Source organism: Finegoldia magna ATCC 53516 (genome assembly GCF_000159695.1).
Lineage (GTDB): Bacteria > Bacillota > Clostridia > Tissierellales > Peptoniphilaceae > Finegoldia > Finegoldia magna_F.
The window spans coordinates 605,442-627,943 of the sequence record NZ_CM000955.1 but is presented as its reverse complement, the minus strand read 5'-3'; the positions used below and the strand labels follow the sequence as shown (position 1 = coordinate 627,943).

At 32.5% G+C, this 22,502-nt stretch carries 19 protein-coding genes; 15 read left to right on the top strand and 4 right to left on the bottom strand.

The features are described from left to right. The first annotated feature begins 160 nt into the window (after nt 1–160). From HMPREF0391_RS02905 to tnpA, 14 genes are all read left to right on the top strand, one after another. Nucleotides 161–454, top strand: coding sequence for a hypothetical protein (locus HMPREF0391_RS02905; RefSeq protein WP_035109237.1), 294 nt, complete (start codon nt 161–163; stop codon nt 452–454). Nucleotides 455–484: 30 nt separating this feature from the next. After that, the gene (locus tag HMPREF0391_RS02900; RefSeq protein ID WP_035109235.1) at nt 485–2,824 is read left to right on the top strand and encodes an ABC transporter permease; all 2,340 of its coding nucleotides are present in this window, start codon (nt 485–487) and stop codon (nt 2,822–2,824) included. Beyond that, nucleotides 2,817–3,635, top strand: coding sequence for an ABC transporter ATP-binding protein (locus HMPREF0391_RS02895; RefSeq protein WP_002835364.1), 819 nt, complete (start codon nt 2,817–2,819; stop codon nt 3,633–3,635). The genes HMPREF0391_RS02900 and HMPREF0391_RS02895 overlap by 8 nt, the downstream gene beginning before the upstream one ends. An 83-nt stretch (nt 3,636–3,718) precedes the next feature. After that, the gene (locus tag HMPREF0391_RS02890) at nt 3,719–4,636 is read left to right on the top strand and encodes an AEC family transporter (protein ID WP_035109233.1); all 918 of its coding nucleotides are present in this window, start codon (nt 3,719–3,721) and stop codon (nt 4,634–4,636) included. Between the two features lie 63 nt (nt 4,637–4,699). Then, nucleotides 4,700–5,986 carry a 2-hydroxycarboxylate transporter family protein gene (locus HMPREF0391_RS02885; RefSeq protein ID WP_002835362.1) on the top strand — a complete coding sequence of 429 codons (1,287 nt, stop codon included), beginning with the start codon at nt 4,700–4,702 and terminating at the stop codon, nt 5,984–5,986. 129 nt (nt 5,987–6,115) lie between these two features. Further along, nucleotides 6,116–7,288, top strand: a complete 1,173-nt coding sequence (locus HMPREF0391_RS02880; RefSeq protein ID WP_002835361.1) for an NAD(P)-dependent malic enzyme — start codon at nt 6,116–6,118, stop codon at nt 7,286–7,288. 9 nt (nt 7,289–7,297) lie between these two features. Beyond that, the gene (gene pepT / locus HMPREF0391_RS02875) at nt 7,298–8,509 is read left to right on the top strand and encodes a peptidase T (protein WP_002835360.1); all 1,212 of its coding nucleotides are present in this window, start codon (nt 7,298–7,300) and stop codon (nt 8,507–8,509) included. 97 nt (nt 8,510–8,606) lie between these two features. Continuing rightward, nucleotides 8,607–10,067, top strand: coding sequence for an APC family permease (locus HMPREF0391_RS02870; RefSeq protein WP_002835359.1), 1,461 nt, complete (start codon nt 8,607–8,609; stop codon nt 10,065–10,067). 110 nt (nt 10,068–10,177) lie between these two features. Then, nucleotides 10,178–10,951 carry an FAD binding domain-containing protein gene (locus HMPREF0391_RS02865; RefSeq protein ID WP_002835358.1) on the top strand — a complete coding sequence of 258 codons (774 nt, stop codon included), beginning with the start codon at nt 10,178–10,180 and terminating at the stop codon, nt 10,949–10,951. Then, complete coding sequence (locus HMPREF0391_RS02860; RefSeq protein WP_002835357.1) at nt 10,948–11,409, top strand: (2Fe-2S)-binding protein; 462 nt, start codon at nt 10,948–10,950, stop codon at nt 11,407–11,409. Before HMPREF0391_RS02865 ends, HMPREF0391_RS02860 begins: the two co-directional genes overlap by 4 nt. Beyond that, nucleotides 11,396–13,669, top strand: coding sequence for a xanthine dehydrogenase family protein molybdopterin-binding subunit (locus HMPREF0391_RS02855; protein WP_230454533.1), 2,274 nt, complete (start codon nt 11,396–11,398; stop codon nt 13,667–13,669). Before HMPREF0391_RS02860 ends, HMPREF0391_RS02855 begins: the two co-directional genes overlap by 14 nt. 313 nt (nt 13,670–13,982) lie before the next feature. Then, entirely contained in the window at nt 13,983–15,269 is a 1,287-nt protein-coding gene (locus HMPREF0391_RS02850; protein WP_002835355.1) for a dicarboxylate/amino acid:cation symporter, read from the top strand. A 105-nt stretch (nt 15,270–15,374) separates the two neighbouring features. Next, on the top strand, nt 15,375–15,902 hold the full coding sequence (gene lepB / locus HMPREF0391_RS02845; RefSeq protein ID WP_002835354.1) for a signal peptidase I: 528 nt from the start codon (nt 15,375–15,377) through the stop codon (nt 15,900–15,902). Between the two features lie 187 nt (nt 15,903–16,089). After that, entirely contained in the window at nt 16,090–16,545 is a 456-nt protein-coding gene (gene tnpA / locus HMPREF0391_RS02840) for an IS200/IS605 family transposase (protein ID WP_002834753.1), read from the top strand. A gap of 152 nt (nt 16,546–16,697) precedes the next feature. Here tnpA and HMPREF0391_RS02835 read toward each other — a convergent pair whose 3' ends face one another. Next, nucleotides 16,698–18,650 (bottom strand): fructose-bisphosphatase class III, encoded by a 1,953-nt coding sequence (locus HMPREF0391_RS02835; protein ID WP_002835352.1) that lies wholly within the window; start codon nt 18,648–18,650, stop codon nt 16,698–16,700. Nucleotides 18,651–18,831: 181 nt separating this feature from the next. On the opposite strand from HMPREF0391_RS02835, the gene nox reads away from it, so the two are divergent. Continuing rightward, on the top strand, nt 18,832–20,169 hold the full coding sequence (gene nox / locus HMPREF0391_RS02830; protein WP_002835351.1) for a H2O-forming NADH oxidase: 1,338 nt from the start codon (nt 18,832–18,834) through the stop codon (nt 20,167–20,169). Nucleotides 20,170–20,231: 62 nt separating this feature from the next. Here the strand turns inward: nox and HMPREF0391_RS02825 are convergent, their stop codons facing one another. The 3 genes from HMPREF0391_RS02825 to HMPREF0391_RS02815 all read right to left on the bottom strand — a co-directional run bounded on the left by HMPREF0391_RS02825 (nt 20,232) and on the right by HMPREF0391_RS02815 (nt 22,462). Then, on the bottom strand, nt 20,232–21,086 hold the full coding sequence (locus tag HMPREF0391_RS02825) for an IS3 family transposase (protein WP_035109162.1): 855 nt from the start codon (nt 21,084–21,086) through the stop codon (nt 20,232–20,234). After that, entirely contained in the window at nt 21,050–21,616 is a 567-nt protein-coding gene (locus HMPREF0391_RS02820; RefSeq protein WP_035109160.1) for a helix-turn-helix domain-containing protein, read from the bottom strand. Before HMPREF0391_RS02820 ends, HMPREF0391_RS02825 begins: the two co-directional genes overlap by 37 nt. A gap of 69 nt (nt 21,617–21,685) precedes the next feature. Then, nucleotides 21,686–22,462 (bottom strand): ZIP family metal transporter, encoded by a 777-nt coding sequence (locus HMPREF0391_RS02815; RefSeq protein ID WP_002835350.1) that lies wholly within the window; start codon nt 22,460–22,462, stop codon nt 21,686–21,688. Nucleotides 22,463–22,502 lie beyond the last annotated feature (40 nt).

The window sequence follows — 22,502 nt, the reverse complement described above, 5'->3', positions numbered from 1 at the left end:
ACAGTGTGGAAGATTTTTTTGCATTAAATGAGAAAATAATTTCTTTTAAATTTATATAAAACACAAAAAAAATAAACGAATTAAAATTTTAGAAAAATAGATTAAAAAATAAAAAATAGGGTATGTAATAAATAAGGAATTTATGAAAGGAGACTTAAAAATGAAAAAAATTTTATTTATCGTTATGATTGCATGTTTGACAGTGGTTTGTACAATAGATGCAAACGTTTCATCGGCTGTTAGTTCGGCAAGTTATTATGGATTAGAAAATGTTGAAGAGAATGAATACGGTGAGAATTTTACTTTTGTGAGGGGAAAATCACCTGTACATTTGAAGTATGAAGATGTATATAATGACGGTTACAGTGGGAAACTTTATAGACAGAGATTAATTACTATTGATGTAACCAATAATACTGAGACTTGGTATTATTCGGGAGAAATTAGTAAATAATATTTTTGAAATTCAATGAAGGGAGACAATATGTTTGAACTGAAAAAATTTTACAAGTCGTTAATTTTTCCTGTTGTAGTTATTATTTTTTGTGTGTATTCTTTTGTAACATTAAACAGCATAAAATATGAATATACTGATCAAGATTATGCATATTTTATACAAACTAGGAATAATTTTGAAAACACAATGATGGAGTCTTTTGCATTCTCAAAATCAACTGATAACAAAGAAGAACAGCAGAAATATTTGGATTTTAGCAAGATGAATTTTAATTCTTTACAATACATAAAACCTTTGGAATACGATGTGAGTATGTTGATGGAAGAAACAAAATCTGCAAAGTATTCCTCAAAGACAGAGCATAATTTCTACAATGAATTATTGAGCCAATATGATGAGATAAAATCATTCAAAAAACAAAACAACTTAAACAAGTTGGAGATGGATATAATGTTTAGAGAATTAGATCCTTATTTTAATTTGATTCGTGATGAAATTAACAGATATGGATTCTACACTACATCCAACAATTTTAGTTTTTTCAAATCTTTTGGTTTCCTAATGGAAAATGTCATGAATGATATTTTCTTGTGTGTGGTTTTTCTGATAGCTGTATTTGCTAATGAGATGAATTTTAAAAGTCTAAAATTAGACACTATTTCAGTTAGTTCCAAAAAATTAGTATTTGCAAGGCTTGTAAAGTATGTCGTATTCTTTGCGGTTGTAATCTTATCAATGATTGTGGGCAATATTATTTATTCTGTAGTCAATGGATTTCCAATGGGAAGTGCGAACGATATGATATTAAAATCTGTAACAGACCTTAAGATTAATTCGCCTATAACAATGAATGTAAACTCAATGGTACTTGCTTTAAAATACATCGGTACGGGATTTTTAATTTACAGCATTGCGATGATTTTGTATGAGATTTTCAGAAGATACATGAAACAAAGTCTATCAATTATAGCTGTTTTATCGATTTACTGGATAATTTCTTTTATTTCAAGAAAATATGATCTATCGTTTAGTCTAAATAGTTTTCATAATTTTGGTAATGTTTCAATATTAGTGCCAATTTTATTTCTATTAATGACTTTTTGTTTAATCATTGTAAACAATAACAGATACAAGTTTATTTATCACAATTTTTCAAAAACATACTCGAAAATCGATATCAAAAATATTTTGCAATTAGATTTTGCCAAAATTATGAGAAGCAAATTATATAAGTATTTTTGTGTACTAACTGTAGTGGTAGCTGTGTTTTTCTGTTTTAATACTATAAAATACAAAAACATAAAATCAAGGGATGATTTACAAACTATTGACAGTGAGATTGAAAGTGCAAAGATTAATGTTCACAACAATCCAAAAGACAAAGGATTCAAGCAAACACTAATTAATTTGGAAAATTTCAAAAAATCTTATGTTAACAGAGCTAATAATCCCACAGAATATTACATTAATATGTTCCATTATTTGAATTCTAAATGGGGATTTGATGTAGAATGGATAGATCCAAGTACTTCTCGATCTAATGAGAATAGGGTGAATTATTTTATGGATAACAATTTAAAGCCCGATTCAAGTTATGAACTTGTTAGTAATGAGATAGAACAAAGTTTATTATCTAATAAAAAACTAAGCTTGTATATAACAAAACAACACTATACTACTGAACAAAAAGGACTTATAGGCAATGTTATATCTATGTATGAAAATGGGATTATTCCAGCCTTTACGTTGGTTATTTGCTTGATGTTTACTCTTGAATTTAAAAAGGAAAGGTCTAATGGAACTTTGAAGTTGGCTTTTGTGAATGAATGGAAAAAAGATGTCTGGAAATCAAAGCAGATTAATTCGTTTGTATTATCTGCGGGAATGTATGCTGTGATTTTGGCAATTAGTATGATAATAGGATTATTTAATGGAGGACTTGGTGAGAAATTGTATCCAGTGTTCTGCTACGATTACAGTTATAACGGTGTAGTAGAGGGTGTGTTCAGGGCATCTAGTGGTTTCATTTTGCCAATGATTTTGATAAATATTTTGATAATTTTACTTGTGGTTAGTTTTTCAAATATGATGACCACATTCATCAAGAATGAAACTGTGAATATAATTGCTACAACTTTATTTATTGTTTTAGGAATAATTATTAGCTATTTTGGAACTTTGGGTAAGTTTTTCCTATTAAATCCATTTAGTTCTTTGGATAGTTTGATGATTTTGAAAGGCGGATACAATTATTTGAATGAGTTTAGTTTTTCTAATCCGATATATAATGTGGTAATGATTGTATTTTATATTATAGTGTTTAATTTGATATCAATGAAAAGGATGAAGGGGGATATTAATGCTTGAGATTAAAGATCTGAACAAATCTTACGGTGAAAACGAAGTGTTAAAGGATTTGAATTTGAAATTAGATAAACCTGGGATTTACGCGTTAGTTGGACCAAATGGTATTGGTAAGACTACTCTGATGGATATAATTTCTGATTTGACGAAGTACGATTCAGGTGAGATTAAGATTAATGATGTAGATAATAAAAATCCGGAGATTTTCAAGCATTTATCCTATGCAAGAAGCTTGGATATGCTGTATGATAACTTGACAGGGTTGGATCATTTTATTTTCGCAAAGAACTCACGCCATGTTTCTGATGAAAAGTTTGAAGAGGTGTTGAATATTTTTAAGGTTCATAATTTTATGAAGAGGAAAGTTAGCACTTATTCTCTGGGTCAAAAGCAAAAAACTTTGTTGACGTATTTTTTCATGGGGGATTATGATATCTACATTATGGACGAGCCTGTAACTGGATTGGATCCTACGAGCGTTATTTTGTTGAGAAATTATCTTCTGAAATTAAAAGATGATGGCAAGATAGTTGTGTTGTCCTCTCATACATTGTCAGAGGTGGACAAATTAACAGATGATGTAATGTTTCTGGTGGATAAAAAAATAGCGTTTGAAAATTTGTCAGAGATTTCTAAGGAACAATACAAGGTTGTAACCTCCGATAGTGAAAACAAAAGAATCGTCAATATTGTGGCTAAGAATGAGCTGGATGATTCTTTGAAGAAATTTATCTCTGATGGTTTGATTATAGACTCGATTGAGAAATCAGATTACACTACAGAGGACAGATATATTGAATTGTACACAAAATAATTTGATTTTTTGACAAATAAATAGTATTGTTGTATAGGTAAGTGGTTTCATTTACCTATATTTTTTGTGAAAAAGGTGGTTTTTTGGTAGATTATACGCAGTTGTATTTGACTATAATTAATTTGTTCTGTTTGATTTTGATTGGGTTTTTGCTTAGAAAATTTAAAATAGCAGATGAAAATACTATGACGGGACTTAACAAGCTGATTTTTAATGTGTTTTTCCCTCTTAAAATTATGATGAGTTTTTACAAGGTGGATTTTGGGCAAAATCTCAGTGTAAAATATCTTGTTTATTTAAATGTAGTGTTTTTATTTCACATTTTTCTTACTTATTTTTTGGCGAAAATTACCAACAAGGACAAATCTTATGTTGTACTGGAAGCAAATGCTATGAGTAGGGGCAATTTCATAATAATGTCGTTTCCAATATTGAGTGTTTTGTTTGGAGATGAAGGGATTGTCATGGCAGGTGCAATTACAGGAATAAGTCAGTTTTTCTATAATTTCTACACTGTAAGCATGTACGAAGGATTGGTTGGAGAAAATAATTCAAAGAAAAAACTGTTCATAAATGTAGTGAAGACTCCGTTGATGATTGGACTTTTCGTAGGAATATTTTTGTATGTAACTAAGGTTAATTTGTTTTTCTTGGAAACTCCTTTGAGAAGTTTGGGGGATATTGCAGGAACATTGGCTTTGGTGACTATGGGATATGGTTTGAATTTTAGAATAGATTTTAAAGAAATTAAATCGATTATGAAGGTTTCCATTGTAAAACTTTTGGTTCTTCCTTTGACAGGATTATTTATCGGGAAAATTTTCGGATTGTCTGAAATTCAAAAGGTTGTTGCGTTGATTTTATTCGGAGCTCCTACGGCTGTTAATACTTATGTTTTCGCAAAAAGATATCGCCAAGATGACTCATTGGCAGGGTATTATGTTGTGAGTACGACAATTTTGTATTTGTTCACTTTAATACTTTTAATTAAGCTGATTTAGATTGCTTTATTATGTTTTAAATGAGATAATATAAGATGTAAAAACTAAATAAGGAGGAAAGTTATGGATAAAAAGATTGCAGGTTTAAAAATTCCGTATTTTATAATCGCATGTGTAATAATCGTTGTATCATTCATATTTGATGTTCTACCAAATGGTATGGTAGGGGCATTTTTGTTTTTGATTGTATTCGGGGAATTGTTAAACTTAATCGGAAATCACACACCAATTATTAAGACATATTTGGGCGGTGGAGCTATTGTATCTATATTTGTTGGTGCGGCTATAACTTATTATAAATGGTTACCAGCTGAATCCATCAAAAGTATAAATACTTTTATGACTAAGGGAGGATTCCTTGATTTCTACATCGCAGCTTTAATCACGGGTTCAATTCTTGGTATGAATAGAAAGTTGCTTATCAAAGCGGCTATTAGATATTTACCATGCATTTTGGGTTCTGTTATTGTTGCACTACTTTTAGTAGGTGGTGTAGGTTTGTTGTTCGGAAAGAGTGTAGGTGAATCTATCGCATACATCGGTATCCCAATTATGGGTGGTGGAATGGGAGCAGGTGCTGTACCTATTTCAAAAGTTTTCGAATCAGCATTGAACATTCCGTCAGAAACTATTTTGAGTAAACTTGTTCCAGCGGTTGCATTGGGTAATGCTATGGCAATCGTTGCAGGTGGTTTGTTGAACAGATTAGGAAAAGTAAAACCAAGTTTAACTGGTAATGGTCAATTAGTTAGAAGTGACGATGATAGTTTGAAGGCTGATAAGAAAGAAAATATTGTTCTTGAAGATGTTAAAGATTATGGTGCAGGAATTGTAATTGCAACAGCATTTTTCACATTTGGCGCAATATTAGCATTCTTGTTCGAAAAGATCGGGATCAAAATCCACTCTTATGCTTGGATGATTATTTCTGTAGTTATAGTTAAGGCAGCAGGAATTGTTCCAGAAAAAATCGAACACGTTGCTGAAGGTTGGTACAATTTCGTAGCCAAAAACTTTACTGCAGCACTTATGCTTGGCATTGGTATGGCTTACACTAATTTGGGACAAATCTTTGAAGCATTTACACCAAGTTATGTTGTTCTTGTAATTGCAGTAGTATTAGGCGCTATCATTGGTGCTGGAATCGTGGGATATTTCGTAGGATTCTATCCAATCGAAACAGCTTTAACAGCAGGATTGTGCATGGCTAACATGGGCGGTACTGGCGATGTTGCTGTTCTTACGGCTGCAGATAGAATGGAATTGATGCCATTTGCACAAATATCTTCTCGTTTGGGAGGAGCGTTAATAATTTTATTGGCATCTGTTTTAGTTCCAATATTTTTCTAAATTAATTGAGGTATTTTAAATAATACCTCTTTTTGTTTGGAATAGTTGGGCTTTAGTGTTAAAATTATATTGTAATAATGTTATTCAACAGTTTTGTTGAAAATTATTTGAAAATTTATGAGGTGAAAAATGAATATCGAAGAAATCAAACAAAAAGCTCTTGAACTTCACGAAAAAAATCAAGGGAAATTAGAAGTAGTATCTAAAGTAAAAGTTAATGACGCTATGGATTTGGCGTTGGCTTACACTCCTGGTGTTGCTGAACCTTGTAAGAAAATTCATGAAGACAATGATTTAGCATATAAATATACAAATAAAGGAAATATGGTTGCTGTTGTAACTGATGGTTCTGCAGTTTTAGGTTTGGGAAATATCGGTGGAATTGCTGGTATGCCTGTTATGGAAGGTAAATCAGTTTTATTTAAAGAATTCGGTAATGTTGATGCATTTCCTATTTGCTTGAACACTCAAGACACTGAAGAAATTATTAGAACTGTGAAAGCAATTTCTCCTTCATTTGGCGGAATTAATCTTGAAGATATTGCAGCTCCAAGATGTTTTGAAATCGAAAAAAGATTAATCGAAGAATTAGATATTCCAGTATTCCACGACGACCAACACGGTACTGCTGTTATCGTATTATCAGCAGTTATAAATGCGTTGAGAATTGTTAAGAAAGATATTTCTGATGTCAAAATCGTAATCAGCGGTGCAGGTGCTGCAGGTATTGCAATTTCTAACTTATTAACATTAGCTGGTGCTAAGAATAATTTAATCTTAAATAGCCGTGGAATTATTGATCCTGATGATGAAAAACTTGACGAAGCTAGAAGAGAAATCGCTAGAACAACTAACCCTAATAAAGTTAAAGGCGATTTGAAAACTGCGATGGAAAATGCAGATATTTTCATCGGAGTTTCTGCTCCTGGAATCTTAACAAAAGAAATGGTATCTTCAATGAACCACGATTCTATTGTTTTAGCAATGGCTAATCCAGTTCCAGAAATCTATCCTGACGAAGCGAAAGAAGCTGGTGCAAGAGTAGTTGGTACAGGTAGAAGTGATTATCCTAACCAAGTTAACAATGTATTGGTATTCCCTGGAATATTCAGAGGCGCATTGGATGCAAAAGCTGACAGAATTACTGACGATATGAAATTATCAGCAGCTTATGCTATTGCTCACATGGTTGAACAACCAACAGAAGAAAGAATTTTGCCAGAAGCATTTAACAAAGATGTTGCAAGAAATGTTGCAAACGCAGTTAAAAAATCTTGGGAAGAAAAGGAAGTTATTAAATAGGAGAAAATTATGATAGATATAGTTGATAGATTTATTGAATACGCGAAGATTTACACTACAAGTGATGAATCAAGCGAAACTTGTCCATCAACAGCTAGACAAAAAGATTTGGGTAATCTTTTGGTTAAACAACTAAAAGAAATGGGAATCGACAATGCGCACATGGACGAAAATGGATATGTGTATGCATCATTAGAATCAAACTTAGATAGAGAATCCAAATCTATCGGATTTATTTCTCACATGGATACTGCTCCTGATATGTCAGGGGAAAATGTAAAACCACAAATTTTGGAATACAAAGGTGGAGACATCAAATTATCTGATACTGTCACTACAACTGTGGAAGATTTTCCATTTTTAAAAGATTTGGAAGGACAAACTTTAATTCATACAGATGGAACTACACTTTTGGGTGCTGATGATAAATCTGGTATCGCGATTATAATGGACGCTGTAAATAAATTATGTGAAAACAAAGATATTAAGCATCCAACAATTAAAATTGGATTTACTCCTGATGAAGAAATAGGCAGAGGAGCTGATTTGTTCGATGTAGAAAAATTCGGAGCTGATTTTGCATATACTTTGGATGGTGGCCCAATTGGAGAATTGGAATACGAAAACTTCAATGCAGCAGGTGCGACAATAACTATTCACGGTAAAAATGTTCACCCTGGTAGTGCAAAAAATACTATGATTAATTCACAATTAATCGGTATGGAATTATTCAATGAACTTCCAGTAGCTCAAAGACCAGAACACACTGAACATTACGAAGGATTTTATTTGTTGACATCATTCGAAGGATCTGTTGAAAATACCGTTATGAAATTCATAATCAGAGATCACGACAAGAAAAAATTCGACGAAAAGAAATCTTATTTGGAAAAATTAGTCCAATTCTTGAATGTGAAATACAACAACGCTATCGAATTAGACATGAAAGATAGCTATTACAACATGAAAGAAAAAATAGAACCTGTAATGGAAATTGTGGATTTGGCTTATAAATCAATGGAAGATTTGGGAATAAAACCATTAGTTCAACCAATCAGAGGTGGTACTGATGGAGCACAATTATCATACAAAGGACTTCCATGCCCGAACATTTTCACTGGTGGATATGCCTTCCATGGAAAGCACGAATTATTATCTATCGACCAAATGAAAAAAGCATCGGATTTGGTTTTGAAAATAATAGAAAATTATTCAAAATAAAATATCAAGTAGCTTCTAGTAAATCTGGAAGCTATTTTTTATTGAAAAATGTTCCCAACAAAAATAAATTTTGCTATAATCTAATTAGGAGGGAAATATGAAAAACGATGTTTTAATTGACGATCAAAAGAAAAAATCGCTTACAGTGACCAATCTGATTTGGATGGGATTCACAGTTGTATGGGGTTTTGGAAATGTTGTTAATAACTACGCTAACCAAGGTTTGACAGTTATTACAAGTTGGATATTCATAATGGCTTTGTATTTTATTCCTTATTCATTGATGGTTGGAGAACTTGGTTCAACTTTCAAAGAAGGACAATCAGGACTTAGCTATTGGATAAAACAAACAATGGGACCATTACTAGCTTATTTGTCTGGCTGGACTTATTGGGTAGTACATATCCCATATTTAGCACAAAAACCACAAAACTTAATGGTTGCAGGTTCATGGGCGATTTTTAGAAATCCTAAAATGGTAAAATCTTTAAATCCAATTGTACTACAAGCATTAGTGTTAATAATATTTTTATTATTCGTGCTTTTAGCTGCAAATGGTATTAAATCTATAAAAGTTTTAGGTTCAATTGCCGGTACTGCAAGTTTTGTGATGGGTATTTTATTTATTTTGTTAATGTTGGCAGCTCCTGCATTAAGAGGAGTAGAAGTTGCATCTCCAAACATGATGAGCATCAAAACTTATCTGCCTAATTTTAATTTGCATTATTTAACGACGATATCCATGTTAGTGTTTGCCGTAGGTGGTTGTGAAAAAATCTCACCATATGTAAATGATACACAAGATGCAGGGAAAAATTTCCCAAAAGCTATGTTAATTATGGCTTTGATGGTAACTGTATCTGCGATTTTAGGTTCAGTTGCAATGGGGATGATGTTCGATACAACAAATGTTGCAAACGACTTAAAAATGAATGGCGCTTACTACGCATTTGAAAAATTGGGACAATATTATGGAATAGGTTCATCACTTGTTATCATATATGCTTTGACAAACTTCGCTGGACAAGCAGCAGCTTTGGTTATGAGTATCGACGCACCGCTTAAACTTTTATTGAGTGAAGCAGATGCAAAATACGTTCCAAACTTCTTGAGAAAAATCAACGACAAAAAAGTTCCAGTTGGTGGATATAAATTAACTACAATTTTGGTTAGTATTTTGATTATTATTCCAGCATTGGGAATTGGAAACTCAAATGAATTGTACAACTGGTTGTTGGATTTGAACTCAATAGTAATGCCAATGCGTTATATGTGGGTATTTGCGGCATATTTTGCATTAAAACACTACTTACATGAAAAACAAGGCGTAGAATATAAATTCACAAAATCAAAATCATTTGGTAAATTTATCGCTGGTTGGTGTTTTGTATTTACAGCATTTGCATGTATATTAGGTATGATTCCAAAAGAAGGGGAACCATTTACAAGTCAATGGAATTTCAAATTGATGCTTAACATTTTGACTCCAGTCGTATTGTTGGGATTGGGTCTAATATTGCCATCAATTGCTAAAAAAGAACAAGCAAAAAATATTTAAGACTTAAATTATTTCATAAAAAAAATAAATAACATGCGCTAGTCGGTTGTCAAAAGATAGCCGACTATTTTTGTGATATAATATAGACTGATTAAAATCAAGGAGTGGTTATGTTTACATTAAGAGATTTCAAAAGTCCTGAAACGTTGGATGAAGCTTATGAGTTATTGATGAAATCAAAAATGAATAAAATTTTGGGTGGATGTCATTTTCTTAAAGCTGGCAGTCGTTCTTACAATGTTGGGATTGATTTGTCAAAATTAGATTTAAATTACATAAAAGTTGAAGACGATGAAATAAAAATCGGAGCAACTACTACATACAGAGATTTGGAATACAATGATTTCTTTAAAGAATTTTGTGATGGAATTATTCCTAAATCTTTGAAAAGAATCGTGTCAACTCAACTAAGAAACACTGCGCAAGTCGGAGCAAGTGTGTTTTCACGATATGCATTTTCTGATTTTTTGCCGGTATTGTTATTATTAGATGCAAAAGTAAGATTGTACAATAATGGTGTGATGAGTGTTGAAGAATTTCTGAATTCAGATATCAAAAAGGATATTTTGGTAGAAGTAATAATTCCAAACAAAAACATTAATTGCGTACAATTCGTTCAAAGACTTTGCTGTAAGGATTTTCCAATTGCCATTGTAAGTGTTTCTAAAATAGATGGGAAATACAAGGTAGTATTTGGCGCGAGACCTCAAAAAGCAATGGTTATGAGAGATGTTTCTGATGAGATTAATGCTAATGGATTCGATAGAGAAAAGACATTGGAATTAATTGATGAGTATATAGGGTCAAATAACAAAGCGAAGAAAAAATACAGAAAACTTTTATTTGTTGGATTATTGGAAAAAGCGTTAGGTGAATTGCAATGATTATAGAATTAAATGTTAACAATAAAAATCATATAGCTAGTGTTGATTGCGATACTACTTTGTACAATGTGCTTCGCGATTTAGGTTATAAATCGGTGAAGTGTGGTTGTACTACATCAAATTGTGGTCTTTGCACTGTGTGGTTGGATGATGTTCCAGTACTTTCTTGTTCTATTTTGGCATTAAGATGTGAAGGCAAAAAGATTACAACTTTGGAAGGAATTTCTGAAAGCCAAAGAAAATTCGGAGAACTTTTGACTGAAGAAGGTGGGGAACAATGCGGTTTTTGTTCACCGGGGTTTATAATGAATGTTTTGAGTTTGAAGAAAACTATCAAAAATCCTACAGATGAAGAAATCGAAGATTATTTGATGGGAAATTTATGCAGATGTACAGGTTATGCTTCTCAAATGAGAGCTATTAAGAAATATTTGGAGATTGATGATGAAGATAAATAAAGATTTCAAGAAAATAGATTCAAATTCATTAGTTACTGGTAAACCTGTCTATACAGAGGATTTGAAAGATCCTAACGCACTTATTATAAAGTTGATGAGAAGTCCGTATGCAAGGTGTGAAATTTTAGAAATAGACAAATCAAAAGCAGAAGCGATGGATGGAATTGTTGCAGTGTACACTTATGAAGATGTTTTCGACAATAAATTTACTTTGGCAGGACAATCTTATCCAGAACCAAGTCCATACGATATGTCGATTTTGTCAAAAAATATTAGATACATGAGAGAGCCTGTAGCAATTGTAGTTGGAGTTAACGAAAAAGTTTGTAATCAAGCTATGAAGAGAATTAAAATCAAATACGATGTGAAAACTCCATTACTTGATTACACAAAAGCTATCGACAATAAAATTGTCGTTCACGAAGAAGACGTGTTCTTCAATGGGCCAACGAAAGTTTTTGGGTACGATACGAAAAGGAATATAGTTGGCGAAAAGAAGGAATCTTGGGGCGAAGATGTCGACAAGGTAATGAGTGAATGTGATGTCGTATTGGAAGACACTTTTACAACGAAAGCACAAGCACATTGCATGATGGAAACTTACAGATCGTATTGTTACATGGATCAATTTAATAGATTGTGTTGCATTTCATCTACACAAGTTCCATTCCACATCAAGAGACAATTATCTGTTGCGTTGGGAATTAGCGATTCAAGAATCAGAATTATAAAACCAAGAGTAGGTGGAGGATTCGGTGGTAAACAAACAAGTGTAACAGAAATTTATCCTGGATTTGTAACTTTAAAAACAGGAAAGCCTTCAATCCTTGTATTTGACAGAGAAGAAACTTTTGAAGCTTCAAACTCACGCCACCAAATGAAAGTTAAAGTTAAAATTGGTGCCAAAAATGATGGGACAATTGAAGCTTGTGACATTTATGCGTTATCTGATCAAGGCGCTTACGGTTATCACGCATTTACGACTTTGAATTTGGTTGGTAACAAAACACTTCCATTGTACAGCAGAATGAGAGCCGCTAGATTTTTCGGACAAGTTGTATACACTAACAAACTTCCTGGAGGAGCTTTTCGTGGTTACGGTGCAGTTCAAGGAACATTTGCATTAGAATCTATGGTAAATAAATTAGCCAAAGAATTAAACATGGATCCAGTTGAGCTAAGACTTAAAAACACTGTTCGTGAAGGAGAAAAAACTCTGGCGTACGGAATAGATGTCAAAAGTTGCAAATTAAATGAATGCATCGAAAAAGGAAGAGAAATGATTGAATGGGATAAATATTATCCTTTCAAAGAAGAAAAAGATAAAATAATTTCTGTTGGAATGGCAATTGCTCAACAAGGAAGCGGAATTCAAAACGTCGACACTTCAACAGTTGAAGTTAGATTAAACGAACAAGGTGATTATACATTGTTGATGAGTCCTACAGATGTTGGACAAGGAACGGATTCTATCATGGTGAATTTGGCAAATGAAGTGTTGCAATGTGGAATGGACAATATTATTCCAATAATCGCAGACACTGATATAACTCCATTTGATCCGGGAAGTTATGCATCAAGTGGTGTGTATATAACAGGAAGTGCAGTTGTCCGTGCGTGTGAAAATTTGTTAAATAAAATCAAAAAACGTGTTGCTATGAGATTTGAAACTTCCGTAGAATGGTTAGAAATTAGAAATCAAGAAGTTTATTTGCAAGATAAAAAATTAATTGCAATCAAAGATTTGGCTAGAGATTTATCCACTGGACCAAACGGTATGCAATTAATTGGCGTGGGAAACTTCGATTCAAAAACATCACCTCCACCATATATGGCGGGATTTGCCAAAATAAGTATCGACAAATTAACAGGAGAAATCAAAGTAGAAGATTACGCAGCGGTTGTCGATTGCGGAACTGTTATGAATACAAAATTGGCTACGGTTCAAGTCGAAGGCGGGATTGGTCAATCGATAGGATATGCTTTGTATGAAGATTCATTGTGGGATGATGAAGGAAGATTAAAAGAACATTCATTTATTTCGTATAATTTGCCTTCAAGAAAAGACATCGGAAATATTCACGTTGATTTTTGTGAAAGTTATGAGCCTACAGGTCCATTCGGAGCAAAATCAATTGGAGAAATAGTTTCAAACACACCTGCACCGGCTATTAATGGAGCGATATTAAACGCACTTGGTTGCACTTTCGATACTCTTCCGATAAAAGCTGAAGATGTTTTATTAAAAATGTATGAATAGATTTTAAGTCAGAGGTTAATAGCCTCTGATTTTTTATTGAAAATATTTCAAAAATTAAATAATTCATATATATAACAGTGGTAGATAAAATAAGCACTATTTTTACAAAATATCAAACGATTTTCATTAGTAGTATTAGGGATATGTATTTTCTGATATAAAAATTTTTTTGCAAAAAAATCGTAAGAAAAATCAAAATTATTGAATAATGTGCAGAATTAAGTAAATAAAATTTGCAAAATTTAAAATTAAATTTGAAAATTGTACTCAATATACTATAATATATAACTATAAAACAAAAAGGGGTGTTTACATGAAATTTGTAGCATTAGCAGTTACTTTAGTATTGTTTGCTTTATTGATGTTCATGGCTAAGAAGAAAATGAACTTCGGAACAATAACAATTGTAGCTGCAATTCTAGGTATTATAGTAGGATTTATTTTTAAAGGAAACACAGAATATGTAAAAGTATTTGGATCTATTTATGCTAATTTATTGTTTGCGATAGTAATTCCATTATTATTCACATCAATTGTTAGTACTGTAGTTTCTTTGGAAAGTATAGAAAAAATGAAGAAAATCGGAACAAAAACAATTGGTATTTTAAGTTTACACAATGTTTTAGGTTCACTTGTAGGTTTGATTTTAGGTGTTGCATTTAAAATTGGACAAGGAAGTTCATTAACTTTGGCAGCAGATGCAAAAGCTAAGGAAGTTCCAACTTTTGCGGAAACTTTTGTAAATTTCTTCCCAGATAATGTCTTGGGAAATGCAGCAGAAGCAAAAGTAGTTCCTATAATTGTATTTTCTGTTCTTTTGGGATTAGCTATATTGCAATTAGAAGAAAGAGGAGAAGGAGAAAAAGCAAAACCATTTTTGAATTTTATCGATTCAGCTGCAGCAGTTATTTTTAGATTTACAGGAATGATTATAGACTTCACTCCTTACGCTGTATTGGCCTTGATGGCGAACGCTGTTAGTAGAACAGATATGGCTAGCATGATGCCATTGATTGTTGTGTTGATATTGACTTATGTTGCATCAATTTTCCATTCATATATCACAACAGGCGCACTTTTGGCGCTATTTGCAAAGGTAAATCCAATCAAATTCTTCAAAAAATTCTGGCCAGTTCAATTGATTGCATTCTCAACACAATCTTCTGTGGGATGTATCCCAGCAAATACTGAAAATTTAACAAATAAATTAGGCGTTTCTGAAAAAATAGCAACTTTTGTCGCTTCGACTGGTGCAACTGTTGGTATGCCTGGTTGTGCAGGATTTTGGCCTATATTATCCGCAATTTTGACAATTAATGTTATAGGAATTCACTATTCATTTGGACAATATGTAATGCTAATATTAGTAGCGTTGGCAGTGTCTTTGGGTACAGTCGGAGTTCCTGGAACTGCAACAATCACAACTACTGCAGTGTTCGCAGCAATGGGACTTCCTGTTGAAATGGTTGTATTGATGAGCCCTATTTCAATGCTTGCAGATATGGGCAGAACTGCTACAAATGTTACAGCAGCAGGTTCTTCAGCAGTTATAGTTGCGGCAAGTGAAGGCGAATTGGACAGAGAAGTTTTTAATTCATAATTTTTACAAATAATTTTATATTACGATAATAAATTAGCAACCTTTACACATTTACTGATTAGTATTATAATCAAATTAGTAAATATTAGAAAGGGAATTGTAAATATGACAGAAAAAGCAAAATCTTTTTTTGAGTGGTTATTTGTAATAGGAATTGCCATTGTGTTAGCATTACTGCTTAGAAATTTTGTTATTAGCACAACTCATGTTGAAGGAAATAGCATGAATCCTACAATTGAAAACGGGGACAGAATTTTCGTCAACAGGATGGGGATTTTTAAGAACAAATTAAAGCGAGGTAACATTATAGAACTTCACGCACCGGATAAATCTGGTCGTGACTACATCAAAAGAATTGTAGCATTACCTGGCGATACTGTTGAATTAAAAAACAATAAAGTATACGTCAATAACGAACAATTGAATGAAAATTATACAAGTAGTCAAACGACTCTTGTTTCAGGAAATGAAACAAAATGGGAATTAGGAGAAGATGAGTATTTTGTTTTGGGGGATAACAGACTCCCACGAGAATCTAATGATAGCAGAATATTCGGACCGATAAAGAAAAAGGCGATAGTTGGTAGAGCTTTTTTGAGATATTTTCCATTTAATAAATTCGGTGTATTATAAGAAAAACTAATCTTGGATTTTCCAAGATTAGTTTTTTTGATTTTTGATGACTTTAGTCAGTTGAGTTCGCTTGCGAACGAAACAATAAACTACCCGCTATGCGGGTAGGCGTTCTTAGGTTATACCAAAAAAATCACCAAGTATTATAATAGAGTTGTTCAGACCTAAAATAATAAGATGTGATTTTATGGCAAATAAAACTAATTCATTGTCTCACACAAAATGGATGTGCAAGTATCACATAGTCTTCACTCCAAAGTATAGACGAAAAGTGATATTTTATCAATATAGAGAAAGTCTCATAGAAATATTCAAATTACTTTGTAAATACAAAGGAGTAGAAATAATAGAAGGGCATATGATGCCAGATCATGTACACATGTTAGTAAGCATTCCACCCAAAATATCAGTATCAAGTTTTATGGGATATTTAAAAGGGAAAAGTGCTCTAATGATGTTTGACAGACATGCGAATTTAAAATACAAATTTGGCAATCGTCATTTTTGGGCAGAAGGATATTATGTGAGCACAGTGGGATTGAATGAAAAGACAATAGCAAAATATATAAGAGAACAAGAGCAACATGATATAGCACTTGATAAATTGAGTGTAAAAGAATATACAGATCCGTTTATGAAATAGAAATTAAAAATCCCTTTCAGGGATAGGCTAAAGTGGCAAAAACAGTTAGGTTTGAACGGAGTGAAAACCAGCGCCTTGAGACGCTGGTTGGTATCACTCGGGCTTATAGCCCTTGAACAAACCACCCGTTTTACGGGTGGTCATGATTGGTATTAGTTTGAATTTTGTTGAATTGTACCACTTCTGTACGCTTCAATTAAACTTTCCAAATCTTCGATCAGTTCTAGGATTTCTTCTCCTTCATCGGTATCTTTTATGAGCATTCTTTTTGGAAATTCTTCCGTGATTGTAACTTCTGGAGTGTACGCACCGTGAACTGATTCCATTACTTTGAAATTCTTGTGTTTTGCTATGGCTAAGTGATGTGAGTTAAATGTCAACGTATATCCAGCAATTCCTGTTTTCTTTTGGTAAGCTTCTGAAATTCCGCCATCTATTACATAAGTTTTGCCATTGGCTGATACTGGTTTTTCTCCATTGATGCTTTTAACGGGAACGTGTCCGTTAATTATGTGAGATGTCTCAGGATTCATATTGAATTCTTCAAATATTTTGTCTGCATATTTTTCAATCTTGCTTAAACTAAAATAAGGATTACTTACTTCTTTTCTGACATCTTTGTCAGTTATGAAGAAATTTTCGAATGTTGATATCTTGCTTTTCCCGAACATAGGAGATTTTGGACCACACCACATATACCAGAAAAAGTCCAACGCTGTTTGTCTGTCGGGGTCATTGTCATCCATGTTTTTTGCTGAATTTATAATTCCTTCGAAGAAATCCAAAAGTGATTTACCACTGTAGGTATTGGATTGATAAGTGAATTCTTCAAAACTACCGTCCTTATTCATTGGAATACATCCGTGGAAAAGCAAATTGCTATTTGCAATTTTGTACACTGAACCATACGAGAATAAAAAGTCCATGTGCTCTTTTAATCTGTGACTTGTTCTGAAGGATTTTGAAATGCATTCGACAACTTCTTGTTCACTTGGTGTTAACTCAAGAGGATTTTCAGGATCAATTGTAGGGAATTTTATATCCAAAAGCGCATGAGGCTTACCATTTGCATCCTTGTAAATTCCATTTTTAAAATCAATCCTTTCAAGATATAATCTGTCCAATTGTTCAAATTCTGGATTTCTCTTGAAAAGTTGGTTCTCTAATTTGAATTGAATTATAGAAATTGCTTTGTGCATTCTTGCTGCGTGAAGCAAATCAGTTTCTGAGTGTTTGTTATCGTCCAAGATTCTGACTTTGAATCTTTCGCATGGATCATCATAATATGATTCGTCTGCCAATGTAGACAATAATCTCAAATTAATTCCGTAACCATCTTCCAAAGATTGAAAATTATTGTAACTTATTGCATTTCTAACGACGTTACACGCATTCACATAACTACCAAGATACGCTGCAATCCATGTAACATCGTGGTTGCCGTATTGAATATCCACATCTTTTTTAGCAATAAGAGTATCCATAATAATGTCCGGTCTTTTTCCTCTGTCGAAAATATCTCCGACGATGTGAAGCCAGTCAATGTTCAAATCTTGAATTAATTCACACAAAGTTATTATAAAATCTTCGCTGACTTCTATTTTAATGATGCTATCTAAAAGTTGATTAAAATATTCTTTCTTATTCAAAGATTCGTATTGAATGTTGAGCATTTCATCTATCAAATCTCTGTAGTAGAAAGGAGTTTGATTTCTGACTTTTTGTCTAGAATATTTGCTGGCAACTCTTTTAGCGATTCTTATAAGATAAAAAATCGTATCTCTTATCCATTTTTCTGTAAATTCATCGTTTTCCTTTGTAATATTGATAATTGTCTTAGGATCGTAAATTAAATTGGCCAACTGATTTTTCCTTGATTCCGATAATTTGTCTTTGAATTCAAGGTCAATTTTAATTCTGGTATTACCAGAAGCACTTTTAATAATTCTGTTGAAACTATCGTATTGTCCGTGCAAATCAGATAAGAAGTACTCTGTGCCTTTTGGTAAAACTGACAGAGACGTCAAACTGATTATTTTGTTGGCTGCTTGTTCAATCGTAGGAAATTCTTTTGCAAGTAATTTCAAGTATTTTAAATTGTTCAATTTTCTACCTCCATAATACTATTATATATGAACTCAGAAAAAAAGAAATAGTTTGCATATTGAAAAATGATTACAAATTTGATATAATTATAGGCGTAAAGATTTGTTATTTATCAAACAAATATTTTTTTACTTATTAATCCTACAAATCTAGTAGGAAATAAAAAAAGGAGGCAATATAATGAGTAAAATAGTTTTAATTGGAGCTAACCATGCAGGTACAGCTTGCGCGAACACAATATTGGATAACTACAAAGATGAAGAATTAGTAATTTTTGATCAAAATTCCAATATTTCTTTCTTAGGTTGTGGAATGGCATTGTGGATTGGAAAGCAAATTAAAGGTCCAGAAAAATTATTTTATTGTAGCAAAGAGGTTTTTGAACAAAAAGGCGCTACAGTTCACATGGAAACTAAAGTAGAAAACATCGACTACGACAAAAAAATTGTTTATGCAAAAGACAAAGACGGAAAAGAAATTCAAGAATCTTACGACAAATTGGTATTAGCTACAGGATCTCAACCAATTTTACCAGATATCGAAGGAATGGATTTGGAAAATGTTCAAAAAGTTAAAATTTTCCAAGATGCACAATCAGTCATAGACAAGATTAATCACGAAGATATTAAAAAAGTTGTAGTGGTAGGTGCAGGCTACATAGGAACAGAACTTGCTGAAGCTTTTAAAAGATTAGGCAAAGAATCAACATTGATAGAACACGGTAATACTGTTTTAAGAGGTTATTATGACGACAAATTCTGCAAGAAAATGGAAGAAAATCTTAAAAATCACGGTGTAAATTTAGTATTCAATGAAGAAGTTGTAAAATTAGAAGGAACTGATGGAAAAGTAAATAAGGTAATAACTGACAAAGCAGAATACGATTGCGATATGGTTGTTATGTCTATTGGTTTTAAACCAAACAGTTCACTTGCAAAAGATCATTTGAAATTGAACGATCATAAAGCAATTATCACTGACAAACATCAACAAACTTCAGATGAAAATGTATTTGCAGTTGGAGATTCAACAGTTATTTTCAACAACGCAACAGGAAAATTTGAATACGTTGCATTAGCTACAAACGCTGTAAGAAGTGGTATAGTTGCTGGTCACAATGTTTGTGGAACAAAATTAGAATCAAACGGCGTCCAAGGATCAAACGGAATTAAAATTTACGATTTGTGCATGGTATCAACAGGTTTGACAGTTAGAAATGCTGAAAAATTAGGAATGGAAGTTGAATACACTGATTTCACAGATTTACAAAAACCACCATTTATGGAAGAAAACAACAAAGAAGTTACTATCAGAATTGTTTACGATAAAAAATCACGCGAAATCAAAGGTTGTCAAATAATGAGTGAATATGATATTTCAATGATGATTCACATGTTTAGCTTGGCAATCCAAGAACACGTTACAATCGACAAACTAGCTCTTACTGATATATTCTTCTTGCCACATTACAATCAACCATACAACTATGTAACTATGGCAGCTATTCAAGCTTTATAATCAAAAAAATTAGCGACTACTTTTAATTGATGTGTACCCATAAAACTGGACACAATATTTAATTAATTAGTTGTAGTGGATGCTAACCTATATTTTGTAGGTGGCATCCATTTTGTTTTTGATTGAATTCTTTCGTTATTGTAATAATAGATGTATTCTTCTATTGCTTTAGAAAATTCTTCATAGGAGCTATAGCTCTTTTCACAGCCATAATAAACTTCATTTTTTAATCTTCCAAAGAATGTTTCCATAATAGAATTATCGTAACAATTCCCTTTTCTTGACATTGATTGTCTTATACCATGTTTTTTTAGTTCATTAACATAATATTTATGTTGGTATTGCCAACCTTGATCTGAGTGTAGTATCAAGTTATTTAATTTTGGAAATTTGCTAAATGCTTTTCTTAACATATTCGATATTTGTTTTAAATTAGGACTTAGAGATAAGTCATATGAGATAATCTCATTGCTATACATATCAAGTATTGGAGATATGTAGCATTTACCCCAAGAAAATTTAAATTCAGATACATCCGTGGTCCATTTTTGTAAAGGTCTGTCTGCTTTGAACTCTCTATTGATGATATTATCTGCAACTTTACCTATCTTTCCCTTATATGAGTGATATTTCTCTTTAGACCTTTTCCCAAATAGTTTTAGCTCATGCATGATCTTTTGAACTTTTTTATGATTTATTACATACCCTTGATTTATTAACTCCATATACACTCTTCTTACACCATATCTTCCTTTGTGCAAGTTAAATATTTCGGTTATTTTATCTGCGATAGGGCGATTCTTAACTTTTATCTTATCCACTTTATTCAGTTCAAAGTAGTATGTTGATTTTGGCAAATCAATCGCTATTAAAAGATAGTTTAGTCTGTATCCTTTTTCTTTAAGTTCTTTGACAATCGCTGCTTTTTCGCCTTGAGTTGCGCAGCGTAACGTTCTTCTCTCAAGGCGATCTCTTTTTTTATTATTTCGTTTTCTGCTTTTATATATTCATTTTCCGCTCTAAGTCTTATGAGCTCTTCTCTTTCAGATTCATTAAGTTTCCTTGGCTTATGGATATTTTTCTTTTTCATGCTTGTATTTTTAGATTTACAACCTCTCTTTCTATTTACAAGACCATTATATCCATAATTTTTATACTTGTTAACCCATGAATAAAGTTGTCCACGATTAATTCCGATTTCAATTGCTACAGAACCTATTGTGTTTCCAGCTAATACTTTGCTGACCACTTCTAGCTTTTCATCAGTTGTCCACTCGATATTATTTCCATGTTTTAAAATTTCTGGACCATGCTTTTCTTCTAACTTAAACCATTCTTTAATTGTGTCATGAAATCTCTTTTCTTTAACTCCTTCAGGTGTATTAGGCCATTTACCTTCTCTATACAACTGCACACATTCTCTTTTAAATTCATAACTATATTTCATAAAAATACCCTCCTTACTGGATGTCCAGTAAAGAGGGTACATATCAAATACAAGTAGCCGCTTTTTTATTTAGCCAAGAGCAACATCTAAAATCATCATTATAATAAATCCAATTATAATTCCATAAGTCGCTTGGCGTTCATATCCGTTGCTGTGAGTTTCAGGAATAATTTCGTCGCTAATTACAAAAAGCATCGCCCCTCCTGCAAAAGCCAAAATAAATCCCAAAATAGGTGAGAACCAAGTTACAAGTCCGTAACCTAAAAACGCTCCAATTGGTTCTACTAATCCTGTAAATAATGCGATTAAGAATGCTTTTTTGACCGTGTAATTTTCTCTAACCAAAGACAAAGCTACAGCCAAACCTTCAGGCATATTTTGTAGACCAATTCCTATTGCGATTGGAAGACCGTTTGCTACTGAATCTCCTCCAAAACCAACTCCAGTTGCCATACCTTCTGGGAAATTGTGAATTGTAATCGCAATTACAAACAACCATATTTTTTTCAAAGAATCTGAAGGATTCCCTTCAACTCTTTTGTCCAATAAATGCTCATGAGGAGAGTATTTGTCGATTAAATCCAAAAACACAGCTCCAGCAAAAATTCCAAGTGAAGTTATTAAAACTCCTCTAAAACCTCCACCGTTTTCTTCGATACTAGGTAAAATTAATGAAAAACAAGTCGCAGAAAGCATGACACCTGCAGCTGTCCCTAAAAATACATCTAATTTACCTTGACTAACATTTCTAGTGAAAAAAACGGGAATTGCACCGACTCCAGTAAGAAGTCCAGGCACTATCAATCCCAAAATCGTCAATAAAAATGGGTCAATATTTTTCATCATAAAAATCCCCCTTCAAAAATTTTAAAAATAAAATTTCTAT